Here is a 17,297-nt window from a genome sequence, read left to right as displayed (position 1 = left end):
TGATGTCGAAGCCCATTCATTTAATATTGGCAAATAATATGAAGCTGCTAAGGGAGCAGAGGAAGCTAAGCCTGGATAAAGTCGCGGAATTGACTGGAATCAGCAAGACGATGCTGGGTCAGATCGAACGTGGAGAATCGAGTCCCTCCATAACAACCGTATGGAAAATCGCGAACGGGTTAAAGCTTTCTTTTACGTCTTTGATTAATGAGCCTCATTCCGAAACGGTCGTGGTATCTCAAGAAGAGGTACAAGCGCTGGTAGAGGATAACGGAAAAGTTCGGATTTATCCTTATTTTCCATTTGAGGACGGGCGGCGCTTTGAAATGTATTCGTTAGAAATGGACTATGGTGGCTATTTAAGTGCAGAATCGCATATCGAGGGGACGGAGGAGTTTATTACCGTATTCGAAGGGGAGATCACCATTCGCATCGATAATGAGGAATATACAGTAAATCAAGGGGAATCCATTCGGTTTAAGGCTGATAAACCTCATGTTTACCATAACTCCGGCGCCTCCATGAACCGGTTAAGTATGGTGATCCACTATTCCAGTTAACCAAAATTTATGAAAAAGCAGCAGCCCCCTCCATAAGAGGGAGCTGCTGCTTCGTATCATGCACCACGTTCAACGACGCAGTGAATTTGTACTGACCACCCCGTAACGAGACAACAACTTGCGCCCGAGCAGACCCACGGCACGGTCCGTTATAAACCCCATCAAACCCAGACAAATCAATCCGACAAAAATCCAATCCGTACGGAAGAACAAACGTGAATTCCAGATCAGATACCCCACGCCTTCATTGGACGCGATCATCTCTGCCCCGATAATTGCCATGAACGAGGTACCCATGGCAAGCCGGATGCCGGTGAACATAAAAGGGACCGTCGCAGGAATGATGACATGTTGCACAATTTGCCATTCGGATGCTCCCATGCTGCGGGCGGAGCGAATCTTATCCTCTTCCACGGCTAAGACGCCCGTCAATGTATTTAATACTACAATGAAGAAGGTTGCATACAGAATAAGCATAACTTTCGATGTTTCCCCGATGCCAAACCAGACCAGAAACAAGGTGATGAAGGCAATCGGCGGGATGAACCGGATGAAATTAAGGAAAGGCTCGGCGAAAGCGCGGATCGGCCCGACCTTTCCGATGATGAGTCCGACCGGAATCGCAATCAGACTACCGAGGGTCCAGCCGAGCAGCACCCGGTATGAACTGATCCCGATATACTGAATCAGGGTGCCATCCGTCAACAATTCGTATCCGCCCTTGGCGGTATAGATCGGACCCGGCAGAATGTCAGGCCCATACGCAAGGGAAAGCAACTGCCAGACGCCAAGGCCAGCGATCCACAGCAGAATATGAAGCGACCATTTCTTAAGTTTCTTGCTCATGGGTCTTCCTTCCTCTCTACTCGTCAAAATGAGATTGGATTTGGTTATACAGCGCATGGAAAGCCGGATCTGATAAATCTCTCGGGTAAGCGAGAGGCACCTCGTAGATATCCGTTATTTTCGAGGAGGGTCCCGCTGACATGATGCCGATACGTCCTCCCAGTAGGAGGGCTTCTTGAATATCGTGCGTCACGAAGATGACGGTTTTGTCGGTGTCCTGCCATATGCGTACCAACTCCCTCTGCATGGTCCGCCTTGTCATCGCATCCAATGCGCCGAACGGTTCATCCATGAGCAGAATCGCCGGATCATTGGATAATACCCTTGCCAGCTGTACCCGCTGTTTCATACCGCCTGACAGTTCGCGTGGATATTTGCTCTCATGCCCCGCAAGACCTACTAGCGAAATAAACTGGTTGGATATGTCCTTTCGCTTCGCAGCAGGTATACGTTTCATGCGAAGTCCAAATTCCACATTTTCTCTTACGGTCAGCCATGGGAACAAGGAGGAATCCGCTTGCTGGAATACCACGGCGCGATCCTGGCCCGGGCGCTCTACCTCCTTCTCACCCACTCTCACCTGGCCCGACGTCTTGGATACAAAACCGGCAATCAGACTAAGCAGCGTCGACTTACCGCAACCGCTCGGACCCAGAAGAACAAAGAACTCGCCGCCTTTTACCACCAGATTGACGTCCTGGATAATATAGTGCAAGTCACCTGCCGAGGGTTGCTGTATGTAGCTTTTGTTCAACTGTTCAATATGGATTTCATTCTGCCTTGACGCTGCTCTCATCTTCTTCATCTCCTCACTTTAATTCAATGACTCGATCCGGGAATGCTGCTCTCACCAATTCCAGGTTCAATTTCTCGTTCAGTTCGAAATCCTTCTCAATGATGCCGTTATCCACCATATATTCCTTCTGTCCCTGCAATCCTTCATAGGCTTTCTCCGTAAAACCAATATTCCATGGATTCTTCGGCAGATCCTTTAGGGTCGCTTCTCTCGGCTGCTTGACTTCTTCATACATCAGGTCCGCCGTTTCGTCCGCATGCGACTGGGCATAAGCTGACGCTTCATCCAGGGCTTTCAGAAGCGCTACGAAACCTTTCTTGTTGCTGTTGATCAATTCATTCGAAGCGATTAATCCCGTTCCAAGCCTTACCGGTGTCTTGGACATATCCGACAATTCTTTGGCTTCGGTAAGCGCGCCGAATTTCTCGTTCAGCACTGCCCCATATACCCAGGCGGCGTCGATGTCGCCTTTTTTGAGCGCCACATATGCCTCGTCGAAACCTCCCTGTCCGATCAGCTCCACATCCGACAACGCAACTCCGTTATCAGCCAAATAAACATCCCAAAGATAGGGGATGAACGTGCCTCTTGAGAAACTTAATTTTTTACCCTTGAGATCGGCAGCACTCCCGATCTCTTTACGAACGAACAGCTTCCATTCGTTCGCGCTTAAATCCGTTGCAGTTCCGGATGAAGCGAAGATAGAGTAATCGCCTTTGCTGACAGCGTTCAGGAGCGGAAAGTCCGCTCCGAATGCAACGTCTACCTGTTTAATGAATAAGGAGTTCACGCCTTCAGCTGGCGTAGCGAAGTTAACCAATTCGGCATCAATTCCGTGTTTGTCGAAGAAACCCTTGTCTTTGGCCACACGAAACACGGTATTGGTAGATATGTCCGCGATTTTCAGTTTGAGCTGACTCCCCTGCTGCTCGCCCGATCCATTGCCACACCCGCTTAGCATACTCATGATAAGAATCACCGACAGAAACCAAAAACTCCATAGCTTCAGAGATGGGTTTCTACTCATCGTGATCCCTCTCTTTGTGCACAACTTCATCCGTTCTAGCTACGCAAAGCGCACCCTCACCATATGAGATTGTACCTTCAACTTCCACGCTCGTAACGGCACCTCTCGGCGCAGCCCCCGGCAGGCGGTAATCGGCAACATCAAGCGGAGCAATCTCTGTCTCAACGGGCAATTCAAGCTGAGGTACCCATTCATAAGGAACTCGGTATGCGCGATAGACCATGTTGGAGTTGCGTGCGTTTTTATATGGCGAAATATATTCCCACACCAGCTCGAATTCTCGTGTCACTTCGAATATTCGCCCGTCCGCCCCTTCGGTGATCAAGGTGTTGCCATTGGGAAGCCGCTGTGCCGAACTGATATATGGGCTGTAAAAACGGTAAGAGTCAAGCGGAGCCTGGAATCCGGCTTCCGTCGGCGTATATTGCCATTCAATCTCTAGAGTAACGGGGTTGATCTCCAAAATGCGGGAATGGTCACGCCGAGCTATTTTCAAACCATCCCCCGCTTCCGGATTCGGCTTTCCGTAGCCGCCCCAGCCACCGTTATCAAAGATCAGGATGTTGCCTTCGCCCGGCAGGCCCTTTGGAATGAGATGGGCATGATGCTGGCCGATAATCCAGCCGATATGCTTCGTTTCCTCCGTGGAATAATCGGGTCCAAGCTTCCAGACGATGTCCCCGGTTTTTTTATCAATGATGGCAATAATATTCGTTTCCCTAGCATCCCAGATTATATTATCGGGATGGAAGCGCTCGTCCCCCGCATCATAGAATCGGTTAGGCCCGAGCACCGATGCCGAATTAATGTGCATCCAATCGCCGGCATGAGCGCCAAAGCCGCGCGTATTCGGATCGCGGGATAATGCGAGCTTCGCATCCTCATCAAATCCGAGTTCATCAAAGTGATCGCTGACGGACCACTCCCACACGACATTCCCTTCCCAATCCACTTCGATAATCGTGTCGTCCAACAGCTCAATGTCGGATATCTCGGGACGCTTCACATTCTTGTGGGCTAGAATGAACGTATTGCCCGAATCCACCTTCGGATCTTGCCCCGGAACATAATAACCGACGGGATTTCCTTCCCGCTGATAGTCATGATGCTGGCGTGCCATCCACTGGGGCGGATGCCCCGGATCCACTATGTATTCATAACGGTCAAATTTCCAGACGATATTGCCGTCCCAGTCAACCTGCACCAGATTGGTCTCATCCTGAAACCCGTATTTCGGATCGCGCTCTGATGTGCTGCCAAGCACGTAACCACCCGGAAACAGCTTGTTGGGAAATCCTCGAAGCCCTTTCCACAAGTGAACCTCTCTCCCATTCATGTCTATGAGGAGAGCTCCTGTATCGGCTGCTTGATATATCGTGTAACCGCTCCAAGTCTTCTCCGGGTTATATACCGTTGTACCTGTTGGATAAATCGTCGGATGTCCCATCGTACACAACTTCCTTTCACATTTGAATTTTAGTAAGAAATAAATGCGCTCGAACGTTTTATGGAGCCGCGATTATCTTGAACATTTTCTTCATTGGGTTCGGTGGATAATGCGGACTGTCGAAGCACGGAATCCGAGAAACCTTCAAGATTTTCATTCAGCCGTTTAAAATAATGAATCTGTTCTCTGAGTTCCTCATGCGAGAATGCGCCGAAGATAAGCTCAATCATGTACCCGCCAACATTTTCGTTACGCCGCAGCATCTCTCTTCCTTCTTCCGTAATGTCTAAGGCAATCGCTCTCCGGTCTGTTTTGCTTCGCCTTCTGATCGCGAGCCCGGAAGTCTCCAGTTTGTCGCATATCGCCGTTACGGCTCCGGATGTGAAATCGAGCTGTTCCGCCAGCTCGCCAAGCCTCTGCTCACCATCCCGGAATATCGTGTTGAGAATCAACAAGCCTGGCAGTGAGATGCCTTCTACCGAAATTTTGTCACGCTCTTTGACAAACCTGCGAACCACTTTGCGAAAATGCCAATCGGCCTCCTCCAATAAATCCCAATCCTTCTCCTCCATGTCGCTCCTCTCTCGGGTCATGAACCTCCGTATGCCGGTCCTTATCTGCCACAGCTAACTCTTGAAAATACAGAAAGACCCCCATCTACCCTTTGTCGTATTAACGACAAAACGAGTAAACAGGAGCCTTTGGTGGACCAATCGGCTGACCTTATCGTTCAATGCTAAGATAATGAATGATCATTTAATGATGACTGAAGCTTAATACCTGTGGCTAGATTAAACCAATTAATGCCACCTGTCAAGTAGGAATTATCTTCTGTGGTTGAAAGGAAGGAATAATTAGCTATATGAACGACAACCGCGCGCCAATTTGACGGATATGGTTGACGTCAGCGAACAAGATAAAATAATTGTAGAACGTTTCCCCAATTTGGACAGGGCGTGGGTATCTTATGATTAGGGCAGACTGTTTATTCATCTCCGCTGGTTGGTCGGCCGTCGGAAAAATGAAACACGCTTCTTGATTTTGCACTTTCACATTGGCAATTCTGGGTGATGAGCCGTAAGGCATCAACGGATGAAAAGCTTCCGAGTAGCATACTTCGGTAATACCGTCACTCGAGGAAATCGCGGATACCTGAAAAAAACCGTTGGCCCCTTCGTATCTCTCTTCACTGACCCGACGCCAGTTTGCGGGATATGGAAAGGATACCCGGTATACAAAGCTGGTGAAGATGTTTTCCGGAATCCTTCTCGCGCGAGGAGACCACTGCAAAGCGGTAATCCGGTCGCCGCTGACGACGTTCACCGGCATCTGATCCCGGATATCCACAATCCAGAGCTGACTTGCGCTTTCAACACCTGCGCATCCCGATAAATACGCGATTTTCACACCGTCCGGCGACCACCCGACAGGAGTGGCAAAACAGTCGGAAACCGCTATCGTTATTTGATTCTGACCGGTGCGGCTGTCGATCTGGATAAGAGAATAATAGTTTGGCTCTTCATAAGCGGTTGCGCTGTAGGCGATGCTCTGGGAATCCGGTGACCATGACGGAAAATAGTTTTTGGCGAGCGGTCCGCCTTCCAGCGTATAGATGGTACCAGAAGCCAAATCCACAGTTGAAATCATCGAGATGCTTGCACCAGGGAATGTATAAAGTGCGAAGGTTCCGTCCGGGGATATCCGAACATCATGGAGTGGCCCGTTCGTATTTTGAGTAATTTGTCTCCGACTTGCGCTATCGATCCGCATGCGAAAGAGCTGCGTGATGCCGCTGGCATCCGGAGCCGCAAATAGAAGCTCCGTACCAGAAGGGAACCATTGGACATCACTAGCTCCAGGCTCTGAGATGGTGTAGCTCCGATGTGTGAAAGTATCATAAACAACGATTTGGTCGTTTTTAACATACACAAGAGATCGGTTGTCAGGAGACCAGTCCAAAAGCGTGAAGGGTTCGATTTGATCGATCCTGGCTACTGTAAGCGTGGCGGTATCCAGCAAGTGGACCACATTGCCAATCCCGATAAATGCGATCCGCCTGCTGTCGGGCGACCAATAGGGAACCGAGAATTCCGCACCAAGTTCCCGAGTAAGTTGAACATGAAGTCCGTCCTGTGGTCGGTACAGCCAAATGTCGTACGATCCACCGCGATTCGATGTGTAGGCAATCCATCCTTGAACGAGATCATGAGAAACAGCTTGCAAGGCCAACATCCTCTCTTGAATCATCTGATACTCCAGATATATTCAGTAGAGGACGGTTAGGCGACCGTCCTGGATGGATTTATGATGATTCTTCATTTTAGGTGATTTATCATCAGGGAAAATAACATGTTCATTTTACCTATTGAATAAGGAAACGAAGACCCTTTAGACACAAAATTCAATTGCAGGGTTACCTGAAAACGTTGTTTCGTAATATTCGCCGATCGTGTATTCTGAGATGATTTTTGTCCAAAATGCTTGGGCTGACAGGTTTTTTTCCAACCAAGCAATACTCCAGTTGCCCTTAAACATTTCGAACACTTTAAAGGCTGCTTCCTTACCGATTGCCTGCTTTCGGTATTTTTTCAAGATGAAAAATTCCGCCATGGAGTAGTATGGCGTTGAATCCCTTGCTGTTTTAATTTCTCTCACCAATACAAATCCGGCCAACTTCCCTGATTGTACAACAAGGTAAGGATGCCGCCCCTCTTCCGTCCAGTAATGGTCTAAATACTTATAATCGTACAGACCAAATTCGTTAACGTCATTCTCACGCTCTTCATATAGACTCATATCGTACTGATAGAGCTCCATGAGGTTACGTAATATTATTTTCTGCTCATATGAAACCCTTAGAAGTTCCACCTACCCACCTCCAATCCTCCGTATGTATGTAAAAATATTCAATATGGTTATGGATCAATCCTGCCTATATTTGAGAATACCGCAGTCAAAAAACGTTCCCACATCGGCTAATCATTCGCGTTTTTCTAGTATTGCCCAACACAATAAAGGTTGGTAGAATATAACAGTTATACTATCGCACATATATAAGGAGAGGAACACAATGACAGTTCAACAACAAGCAGCTAAGGATTCCATGATCGAATGGCTGGCAAATGAACAAGAGCTCGGCCATAAACCCAGCAAAATAGAATTAGCGGGAGAATTTGATCTCCACGACATGCATTATTATATTTTCAAATATAAGAAGACCTTGTTTGGCAAATGGCTGGTCGGCGTCTGCGGCGGTTATGAAAGTCCGTCAGACACCGAGCATTGTGGACATGTATTCAGTGAGATGCAGCCATATCATCCATCCACCGCGGAACAGGAAGCTGTAGCCATGGTTAACATGATTCGTGAGTATTGGATGAAGCAGGCGGCACTATATGAGGCAGGGGAAGCTTCAGAGGATAACACGCTGGATTCCAATGAATCATCCGGGATATTTAATGGCTTCGTTCTGTTGAACTCCCCGGAATGCGACCTGGAACAGATCAAAGCAAATCTTCTGCACGATTGGAATATTTCCTCTTCCCCGGAGGATGGCAGCTCCGGAGAGGAAAAAGAAGGAATTCTGGTCTTTGAGGCAGACGGCTGCATGATCGCGGTCAGCTTCGTTGACGCTCCGGTACCGGATGGCGAGGCTGAGCATTACGCGCAAGGCAACTACCTGTGGCCAGAGGCTGTGGAGGTAACCAAAACCCATGTCAGCCAGCTTATTCTGGCGGTGTTTTCGCGTGCTGCCTCCCCGCTTGATAGCGGCAGGGTGTACACCAAGCTGGCGGCGAGCTGTTTGAAGCTGCCAAATGCCGTCGGTCTCTATTCATCCGGCACGGTATTTCAACCTGAGCTCTTTGTGGAAATGGCTGAAACCATGAAATCCGACGATCTGTTTCCACTGTTAAATCTCGTATACTTCGGGCTAGTTCGTACAGAATCCGGAGTCAATGGATATACATATGGGCTCAGAGCCTTTGGTAAAGACGAGATCGAAGTGCTAGACAGCCAGGTGACACCTGCCGAGCTTCGTGAATTCCTGATGGATATTTCTTTATATATCGTTGAACAGAACGTCACACTAAGGGACGGGGAAACCATTGGCTTTTCGGCGGAGCAGAAGCTGCCGATTACGCGTTCCGAGGGTGTCTATCTTGATGGTGACACGCTTAAAATCAAGTTCTGTTCAAAGTAATCTTCACCAATAAAGAGGCTCTCCAAGTCATTCAATTAGCTTGGAGAGCTTTTCACACTTTCCAGCTCGTAGCTTGCCAAGAGATCCAATAATTGTTCTGGTTGTAACATATAGTCGTCCCTCTTCATGAGTCCATTCACTAATCGTTGTCTCCACTCATTTTCTTCCTAAACGCGAAAATGGCGACAACCATGATAACCACGGTATATCCTATCACCCACCACAAGTGAGGTAAGATCGAAGCGTATTCTCCTGAGATGGCGGCTCTTCCCGCATCAACCGCATGAGCAAATGGGAGAACATACGCAATCTCTTTAAACCAACCACCGACAAGATTCAGATCAAACCAAGTGCCGCTAAGCCATGCGCTAAGATTCGTCAATAACGCTCCACATATACCGCTTACCTGCTTATCATTAAATATACTGCCTGCCAGCAACCCTATTCCTATAAACAGAACAGCTGTTGGAAGGAGCACAAGAACGGAGAGCAGAACATTCAAAGTTACTTGTAGTCCCAAGAAGGATGCCGCAACAAAGGTTATGGCAACTTGGAGAATCGCCATCGGAATTAATGGTAATGTGTATCCCACGATATAATCCGGTGCTGTTAGCGGACCCGTATACAATCTCATCAAAAATGAGGAGCTCCTATCTTTCGCTATGAGCATCCCAGAGAAAAGTGAAATGAAGGAGAACCCGAACACGGCAACGCCCGGAACAAGATGATCAATCACAAATAATTCAATTTCAATATTCCGCTGAAGGGCTGAGAGCAGCAACAGTATCACCAATGGGAAGCCGATGCCAAAAGCCAAATTCAGCGGATCTCTTACCATTTCTTTGCGGTTTCGTGTGGCAAATGCTGTTGATCTCATCCTGTTGCCTCCTCTAATGCAGCTAAAGATACAAATGCATCCTCAAGTGTTAGGGTGTTTGTTTTTGCTGTTAATTCAGCAGCAGTTCCAACTGCCTTTAATCTCCCTTTCGCCATAATCCCGATTCGATCCGAAAGCGCTTCTGCCTCCTCCATATGGTGAGTTGTCAGAATGATGGTGATTTTTCCCTTTAGTTGTTTAATAGCTGCCCAAAGCTGTCGTCTTGCGATGACATCCAGTCCCAGTGTGGGTTCGTCTAGGAAAAGGATCGAAGGGTTCGAAATCAAGGCCATGGCAATACTAAGTCGTCTTTGCATGCCTCCCGACAGCGTCTTGGCTTTATCTTGAGCCACCTCGCGAAGACTAAAAGTATCCAGCATTTCTTCCACCTTTACGGCAATAGATGGACTGTCATATCCGTAAACTTTAGCAATAAACTCAAGATTCTCTTTCACAGACAAATTCCGAGCAACAGCTGTTTCCTGAGGTGACACATTAATCTTTTCTTTTACTGCATACGGATTGGCGACGATACTGTCTCCTAACAGAGCGGCGTCGCCGCTGCTCGGCTTACTGAGGCAGGTTAGCATCTTGATCGTTGTCGTCTTTCCTGCACCATTCACGCCAAGCAGAGCAAACAGCTCGCCTTGCTCGATCTTAAGGTTAAGAGAATCAACCGCGGTTTTGGTTTTATATCTTTTTGATAAATTCATCGTTTGAATGGCAATCACTCATCTTCCTCCTCGTATGTCTGCGCATGTAATATATCCTCTGCAAACTGCAGCAAGCCTTCGCTTTTCATGATGGCAATTCCTTTCTGTGCCTCATCCCCTAGAAGCAGCAGGTTATCACCGGGGCGTATATCGAATATTTCCCTGGCTTTTTTAGGAATTACGATCTGTCCTCGTTCCCCGACCCGGACCATTCCAAAAATATGTTTTCCCTTTGGCCGAAGGCCGATTTCTGAATGCTTATCGGAATAATGGACCAGATCATCCAGTACCACGCCATACAGATCCGCCAAAGCTGTGCAATGCTGAATATCCGGTACGGTCTCTCCATTTTCCCATTTCGCAACCGCTTGTCTTGACACGCCGATCTTTTCGGCAACCTCTTCTTGCGTGAATCGGTGCCTTTTTCGCAATTTCTTCAAATTCATATGAATCATATGGATCACATCCCTTTTTTCTCATTATAAAGTCATTTTCCGAGTAAACCACCAATCAAGGATAACATCCCATGTTGCTTTCAGTTGCAGCAGAACAGCCTCACACAAAAAGCCCCCCTGTCAGAAGGGAGGCTTTTTACGCAATTATGATAATAGCATTACGCCTGGATAAACAGGCTGAATTCCTGGCCGTTTTTGACCGGCTCCTGTGCCATGGTGTAGCCGTGTTTTACGGCTTCCTCCGGCACGTTGCGAAAAGCGGACGGACAGTCCGAAATGACCTGAAGCGTTTGTCCTTTTTTCATATCACGAAGCGTTTCGAGTGTGTAGATGACCGGGTATGGACAAGATTCCCCCCGGAGGTCCAGTGTGAAATCAACGGACATGGGTTGCATCCCCTTTCTTGAATCCTACGCCGAAGCGGTAGTTTTTTTGCCAGTATGCGGCGATAGCGAATCCGACACCGAGTACGAGTAGCGTAACAATCAATGCAGCCGCCGGACCCATGACGGTGATCAGGTTGATAGGCGAGCCGCTCTTCACGAGAAGGTTAAATACCCCCATATGATCCCATGCATATGCCAAAGCGGTCGCACCTATAATGTTGCCGATAAACACGGGTAAAAAGACAACTTGTCCCTCCATCAGCCGGTACATCATGCCGGTTTCGCAACCGCCGGCCATAACAATACCCAGGCCGAAGAGCAATCCACCGATAAAGGTGCTGGGCGCGGCAATTTTTGTAATCGGGTCCAGACCGTATACAAGAATTACGATCAGCGTAGCAACAGAGCTGACTGCCATGCCGACAGCAATCGCTTTTGTCATCGTGGCTCGGCCGCTGATCCACAGATCGCGGAAAGCCGAAGTAAAGCAAATCTGCCCCCGCTCGATCAGGATGCCGAATGCCGCTCCGAAAAGGGCGGCTGTCCCCAGCATCGTGCGGCCAGTTACATAGAAGTATACGATCAGCGCGATGTACGCAAGACCTAGCACAGCCCCCAGTAGAGGTTGCCTGTTCTTACCCGATTTAACGGACGGCACGATACCGCCCATTTTCAGAACGGGCTTCCCTTTCCACCATCTTGTGTTAACCAGCCGAGCACCCAAGAATGTGCCCGCGCCAGTAGCAACGATGAAGATCCAGGAATGAAGGGAGAATTGAGGCACGCCGGTAAAAAAGGCTGCGAGATTGCAGCCCAGAGCCAGCCGGGCTCCGAAGCCCGCGATGATTCCGCCGACAAATCCCTGAACGTACCGCCGTTTCTGTCTCGGCATTCGGATCTTGAAATTGCTGCTCAGCAGAATCGTGATGAGGGCTCCGATAAACATGCCCCATACGATCCAACCGTCGGTCCGCGTCCATGTCGTTCCGTCCATATGGACGAGGCCGAAATACGCCCAATCCGATATATCCACCCCGATGAATTCCAGAATATGCCCCCCAAGACGGGTGAATTCACCGGTTACAGCCCATACCGTATGGGTGATTCCGAAGTAGACCGCGCTGAGAATGCCGGCCAGAGCCATAACCAGATAAGGACTCCAATAACTTCCGAACCATGTTGAATATAACTTTTTCACTTGCTCAAAAACTCCTCTTCCACTAAATTCACGACACTAATCTATAAGAAACCCACAAATTCCATTGTACTATAAAAACTGCAATGCGGGGATGAAATTTGTTCATGATCTTACATCGTCACAACAAAAAAGCCGCGATGTTTCGCGACTTCTTATGCGTGTATGTTCTTGTTCTCCTAGCTTATTCATGTTCAAAGCGGCGGATTTTCTACACCCATTTGTATCCACCCTTCCATTGAAGGACCATATACCGCAGGAATATTTAACCCCGCCTGACGCATAAGAACAGTAACCTGTCCTCTATGATGAGCAATGTGCTTAATCAATCCCATAAAGATAGTAGCATTGGATTCCTCACGTCCAAAGGCATTCTGAATTTGTTTTAGAGTATCATCCGTCCATTGTGCTTCAAGAGCCGTCGCTACTTCTGAACTTATTTTTCTAAAAGTCTCGGCGATTTGGTCCGCGGCGGGTACATCATCAGAATCTTGCACCTGATCGAGAACAAGCCCGAATTCAGTCAAATATTCAGGGGTGTTCGTTACGAAATGCCAAGCAATTCTCCCCAGAGTCCTGCCTTCAGGATATACCTGCTGCCGTAATGAGTCATCCGTCAAACTGTCTAACACCTTTTGCGTTAATTCTGCTTCTCTCTTCCATTCTGTAATAAAATCTGAAACGGTTATATACATGATTGGTTCATCCCTTCATAAGAAAACTGTTCAATATTTGATGAAAATCGTTAATTCTAGATCCTCCCTCCCCTATGAAATGGGATGTAAGATGATCATCCTTAACCCCATCATATCTGCTAATAGTGACAAGGATTGTCATCGTTATATTTTTTCGTCCTCTTTCTAGCTGCTTTGCAAAATCTGATCCGCCTCCATAATGATTCCGTCCCCTATACCCTCATTGCATGTTCAGTGACTTTATCGTAAGCGAACAATCGGACTGCTAGCAAGAGCGCTACCAAAACCATGACCAACCCGGACCAGCCCAGGTTGCCAATGGAGGAGCTGCTGATCACCAATCCCCCGATTCCTGAGCCGAGGGCGAAGCCAAATTGGATAAACGAAGTGTTGACACTTAAGGCTATATCCGGTGACTGTGGCACCAAGGTAACTAAATACAACTGCTGTGCCGGGGATGTCGCCCATGTGGCGGCCATCCATATCATGATTAATGGAATAACAGCATAGATCGAACCGTTGAACCAAGTTAGGAGCAGTAATGTTCCGGCTTGGATGGACAGCCCGACGTAGATCGTGAACTTGGACCCCTTCGCATCCGCAATCCCCCCTCCAAATTTGGAGCCGGCAAAGCTGCAAATGCCCGAAATCAATAGAATACCGGAAAGCGCCGTTGCCGTTAAGTCGGTACTCTGTTGCAAATAGGGGGATATATACGTAAATAGCGAAGAGTATCCTCCGATATATAACAGCGTAATGGCAACAGCCAGCACCATTTTTTTATCCTTCAAAATCGACAGCTGCTTTCCGAGTGTAATGGCTTTTTGTTCGGTAATGGACGGGACTTTGGCAAAGACTGCAAGGAACGGAATTACCGTCAGCAATCCAGCGATGATGAATAAGGTTCTCCACCCCATGGTTTCGCTTAAAAGCGTACCGATTGGCACGCCGAGCACCAGAGAGCTGCTAAGTCCCATCAAAATCGTGCCGATCGCGCGACCCCGATTCCGTTCTTCAACCATACGGGTGGCTACGGCCATTGCAATGACTGTGGCAGTTCCACCGCTGAGGCCCTGGATCATTCGAGTCATCAGCATCATCTCAAGTGAGTCACTAATATAAACGAGACAACTGCTTAAAATAAAAATGCCGAGCATGATGAGCAGCATTTTTTTACGGTCCACCCGGATGGTTGCGGCGATCACCACGGGTGCGCCAATCGCTGCGGAAAGGGCGAATGACGTTACGAGTGATCCGGCTGTGGACGTCATAATCCCAAGGTCTTCTGCTACGATGGGAAGAATTCCGCTTATAATGTACTCGATCGTCCCAATGAGAAACACGGCTAGGGCCAGCAAATAAACGATCCATTTATTTCTCATACCCGTTCCTCTTTATTTTCAATGGGTATTTGAATTTCGATGATACAAATCCCCGGCTCACCGGATAAGGGTACATAGGTTTCTCTTCCGGGCTGGTCGCTTCGAACGAAGTAACCATGCTGCTCAATCCATTCGGCAAGATCCAGGCATGCCGTTTCGGAATACATCGAATCCGAGCGGAATAACAGCGTGGCCATGGTCTCGGAAGGCAGGGATCGATACTGGAGATGCTCGGGCAGCTTGAATGTGTCCGATTTTACGGCATAACCGGCTTCGAACTCAAACACTTGCTCCTTGCTGCCGGATACGTTCCACAACAACGTCTGCGGACCGTATAATAGCGACTTGGCTCGGCCATCAAGCAGACCACTGAACATTTCGAAAAGGCTTGGGATATCCTCAACAGTGCCATGGGAAGCATAAGTGATCATGTGCATGGCTTCAACGCGTTTCATGACAACCTCTTGTTTTTTATCTACCTTTCCATCACGTTCCAGAAGCTGCATCCTTTCTTTAACCCGGGCGAGCCTAGACCGCTCGATATCAAGCTGCCGCGCGATTTCACTCTCCTTGAGCCTCAGCATGCCGCGTATCTGTTCCGTTGATATATCTTCATGAAGGAGCTGCGCGATCTGCTGCAACGTGAACCCCAACTCCTTAAATATGACTATCCGGTTGATCTCCAGTAGCTGTTCGGCATAATAATACCGATATCCAGTCGATTCATCGATCATAGCCGGCTTCAGGATTCCGATCTGATCGTAGTAGCGCAGGGTTTGTAACGGAATCCGGCTCAGCCTGGAAAATTCGCTGATTTTAAACAATGCTTTCACCATCTCTCTTGATTTGTTGGTTTGAGTATAAACTCTCTAGTTAGGTATAAAGTCAAGAGGGCTAAATAAATTAGTGCGCAAGCCGCGATGGTAAGGACAGTTCCGTTAGACCGTATTATAGATTTAAATCCTCTCCTTAAGTTAACAATTGTCATCAAGCAATTTCCTCTCTATGACAATTTCCCAATTGTGATTACACACAGCCGCGATGTTTCCGCGCTCCGAGATATACTGTTCCACTAACTCCGCGCTGTCGATCAGAATCTCCCGAATCACTACTTTCCCCTGGAACATGCTGTAATCCCCTCCGCCTCTTGCCCGGTAGCTGTTCATGACCACATCCAGCTCCATCTCGCCCGGCAAGTCGGCGCCGTTATATTTCAGCCTGCTGACCCTAGATCCTGGGGGCTCTGCAAGGTTTATTGTATATTCAATGCCTTCCCACATGTCGTAATTATAGTGCTGCGCTTTCGGTTCCACATATGCCGGGTTCACGGCAGGGGTCCCGTTCGGGCCGACCGTAAAATAACAGGCTGTCTGTTCCAGCGCGTCCCGAATGTCGCGCCCGGTCAGACGCAGAACGACCAGCGTATTCGGATACATGAAATTCGTAAGGATATCCCGCCTTGTAATAATCTCTCCAAAGCCCTTGGAATCTTCACTTAGCAATGCCGTGCAGGATACATTGACTCCCGCATATTCCATTTGCACGCGATGGATGAACTCAATAAAGGGATGCTCCTCTAGACGACAGGCGAAAGAATCGTTCATGCTCATGTCACCCTCTACCCGTCCGATCGGCTCGTCGAGCCATGCCTGGGTCCGGTCTTCTATATCCCGGCTGGAAGCGAGCAACACCGTATCGGCTATTGTCCCTGTCTCCGGTCGCAGTAACTCGGCCCGCTTATCCGCGATAATCCAGCGTTCCTGTTCTCTGATCAGATCCAAGCTGATCTTGCCAATGGCCTGTCCGCTGAAGCCGGGTTGGACCACCGTCACTCCGTGCACCTGCCCTGCAAGCAGCCGATGCTGATGCCCGGTGATGAGCACATCAATACCTTCTACCTCGGCACATATGGCGTAAGCCTGGTTTTCCCCGGTAATGCTCTCCGCCGGTTCACCGGTTTCTATATCCCGCTCAAATCCGCCGTGGTAAACCACGATCATCACATCGGGCTGCTCCTCCAGACGGATGCGCGGCACCCATTCCTTCACGGTTTCCAAGGCATCCTGGAATTCGAGACCCTGAATGTGGGACGGATTCTCCCAGTTCGGAATGTAGTGCGTCGTCACACCCACCACCGCCACACGGATGCCACCGATGTGCTTGATTAAATAGGGCTTTCCGAGGGCGTGCTCCCTTCTATCCTGCAACCGGATACCAGCAGACAGCCAAGGAAACCGGGAATCCCGCACCGCTTTTCTGAGCGTCTCTATACCATAATTAAACTCATGGTTACCCGGAACGGCTGCATCATAACCCAGCTCATTCAGCGCACTAATCATAGGGTGGATATCAGTTCCTCTTTTTACTGCATAGGAAGCCAGCGGAGAGCCTTGAATCAAATCTCCATTATCGATGAGCAGCAGGTCCGGATGTATACGCCGCTCTTCACGGATCAGGGACGCCAGCTTGCCGAGCCCCATATTCCGTTCGTCCTGAGTCCGGTAATCCGTTGGGTACAGATGCCCGTGTATGTCACTGGTAGCCAGCACGGCAATCGTCATTTTATTCGTCGAATTCATACCATCTCTCCTGTTCATATCTTCTTCAAGCCATTCTATCAACCGAAATGCAGTTTTATATTAAAATTCCATGTCTTTACAAAAAGTTATCATTTCATTGACAGGCCATTAACACTCTCTCCGTATAGTGGAGCAGGT

General features: G+C 48.5%; 18 protein-coding genes. 2 read left to right on the top strand and 16 right to left on the bottom strand.

Annotated elements, in window-relative coordinates; genetic code table 11:
* Window positions 1-2: 2 nt before the first annotated feature.
* Complete coding sequence (locus CRG97_RS15275; protein ID WP_098744421.1) at window positions 3-560, top strand: helix-turn-helix domain-containing protein; 558 nt, start codon at window positions 3-5, stop codon at window positions 558-560.
* A 69-nt stretch (window positions 561-629) separates the two neighbouring features.
* On the opposite strand, the gene CRG97_RS15270 is transcribed toward CRG97_RS15275, so the two are convergent.
* The 7 genes from CRG97_RS15270 to CRG97_RS15240 form a co-directional block, all read right to left on the bottom strand.
* Window positions 630-1,406, bottom strand: coding sequence for an ABC transporter permease (locus CRG97_RS15270; RefSeq protein ID WP_098744418.1), 777 nt, complete (start codon window positions 1,404-1,406; stop codon window positions 630-632).
* A gap of 16 nt (window positions 1,407-1,422) precedes the next feature.
* Window positions 1,423-2,202, bottom strand: coding sequence for an ABC transporter ATP-binding protein (locus tag CRG97_RS15265; RefSeq protein ID WP_098744415.1), 780 nt, complete (start codon window positions 2,200-2,202; stop codon window positions 1,423-1,425).
* 13 nt (window positions 2,203-2,215) lie between these two features.
* Window positions 2,216-3,169, bottom strand: coding sequence for an ABC transporter substrate-binding protein (locus CRG97_RS15260; RefSeq protein WP_481856201.1), 954 nt, complete (start codon window positions 3,167-3,169; stop codon window positions 2,216-2,218).
* 52 nt (window positions 3,170-3,221) lie between these two features.
* The gene (locus tag CRG97_RS15255) at window positions 3,222-4,676 is read right to left on the bottom strand and encodes an aryl-sulfate sulfotransferase (protein WP_098744409.1); all 1,455 of its coding nucleotides are present in this window, start codon (window positions 4,674-4,676) and stop codon (window positions 3,222-3,224) included.
* Between the two features lie 29 nt (window positions 4,677-4,705).
* On the bottom strand, window positions 4,706-5,248 hold the full coding sequence (locus CRG97_RS15250; protein WP_098744406.1) for a MarR family winged helix-turn-helix transcriptional regulator: 543 nt from the start codon (window positions 5,246-5,248) through the stop codon (window positions 4,706-4,708).
* A gap of 286 nt (window positions 5,249-5,534) precedes the next feature.
* On the bottom strand, window positions 5,535-6,923 hold the full coding sequence (locus CRG97_RS15245) for a hypothetical protein (protein WP_237566411.1): 1,389 nt from the start codon (window positions 6,921-6,923) through the stop codon (window positions 5,535-5,537).
* A gap of 141 nt (window positions 6,924-7,064) precedes the next feature.
* Window positions 7,065-7,544 (bottom strand): GNAT family N-acetyltransferase, encoded by a 480-nt coding sequence (locus CRG97_RS15240; protein ID WP_098744404.1) that lies wholly within the window; start codon window positions 7,542-7,544, stop codon window positions 7,065-7,067.
* 202 nt (window positions 7,545-7,746) lie between these two features.
* On the opposite strand from CRG97_RS15240, the gene CRG97_RS15235 reads away from it, so the two are divergent.
* Complete coding sequence (locus tag CRG97_RS15235) at window positions 7,747-8,877, top strand: DUF4261 domain-containing protein (protein WP_098744401.1); 1,131 nt, start codon at window positions 7,747-7,749, stop codon at window positions 8,875-8,877.
* Window positions 8,878-9,016: 139 nt separating this feature from the next.
* Here the strand turns inward: CRG97_RS15235 and CRG97_RS15230 are convergent, their stop codons facing one another.
* The 9 genes from CRG97_RS15230 to CRG97_RS15190 form a co-directional block, all read right to left on the bottom strand.
* Complete coding sequence (locus CRG97_RS15230; RefSeq protein WP_098744398.1) at window positions 9,017-9,754, bottom strand: ABC transporter permease; 738 nt, start codon at window positions 9,752-9,754, stop codon at window positions 9,017-9,019.
* On the bottom strand, window positions 9,751-10,482 hold the full coding sequence (locus tag CRG97_RS15225) for an ABC transporter ATP-binding protein (protein WP_202618945.1): 732 nt from the start codon (window positions 10,480-10,482) through the stop codon (window positions 9,751-9,753). Before CRG97_RS15225 ends, CRG97_RS15230 begins: the two co-directional genes overlap by 4 nt.
* Window positions 10,482-10,922, bottom strand: a complete 441-nt coding sequence (locus CRG97_RS15220; RefSeq protein ID WP_098744393.1) for a helix-turn-helix domain-containing protein — start codon at window positions 10,920-10,922, stop codon at window positions 10,482-10,484. Before CRG97_RS15220 ends, CRG97_RS15225 begins: the two co-directional genes overlap by 1 nt.
* 158 nt (window positions 10,923-11,080) lie before the next feature.
* Window positions 11,081-11,308, bottom strand: coding sequence for a sulfurtransferase-like selenium metabolism protein YedF (gene yedF / locus CRG97_RS15215; protein ID WP_098744390.1), 228 nt, complete (start codon window positions 11,306-11,308; stop codon window positions 11,081-11,083).
* Window positions 11,298-12,452: a selenium metabolism membrane protein YedE/FdhT gene (gene yedE / locus CRG97_RS15210; RefSeq protein ID WP_237566448.1), complete on the bottom strand. Its 1,155-nt coding sequence runs from the start codon at window positions 12,450-12,452 to the stop codon at window positions 11,298-11,300. Before yedE ends, yedF begins: the two co-directional genes overlap by 11 nt.
* Before the next feature lie 245 nt (window positions 12,453-12,697).
* Window positions 12,698-13,198 (bottom strand): DinB family protein, encoded by a 501-nt coding sequence (locus tag CRG97_RS15205; RefSeq protein ID WP_098744385.1) that lies wholly within the window; start codon window positions 13,196-13,198, stop codon window positions 12,698-12,700.
* A 212-nt stretch (window positions 13,199-13,410) separates the two neighbouring features.
* Window positions 13,411-14,580 carry an MFS transporter gene (locus CRG97_RS15200; RefSeq protein WP_098744383.1) on the bottom strand — a complete coding sequence of 390 codons (1,170 nt, stop codon included), beginning with the start codon at window positions 14,578-14,580 and terminating at the stop codon, window positions 13,411-13,413.
* Complete coding sequence (locus CRG97_RS15195; protein WP_098745155.1) at window positions 14,577-15,404, bottom strand: MerR family transcriptional regulator; 828 nt, start codon at window positions 15,402-15,404, stop codon at window positions 14,577-14,579. Before CRG97_RS15195 ends, CRG97_RS15200 begins: the two co-directional genes overlap by 4 nt.
* A 150-nt stretch (window positions 15,405-15,554) precedes the next feature.
* Window positions 15,555-17,159, bottom strand: coding sequence for a bifunctional metallophosphatase/5'-nucleotidase (locus tag CRG97_RS15190; protein ID WP_098744380.1), 1,605 nt, complete (start codon window positions 17,157-17,159; stop codon window positions 15,555-15,557).
* Window positions 17,160-17,297 lie beyond the last annotated feature (138 nt).

Source organism: Paenibacillus sp. EZ-K15, assembly GCF_002573715.1.
GTDB lineage: Bacteria > Bacillota > Bacilli > Paenibacillales > Paenibacillaceae > Paenibacillus_AQ.
This window is presented reverse-complemented; position numbering and strand designations above follow the sequence as displayed.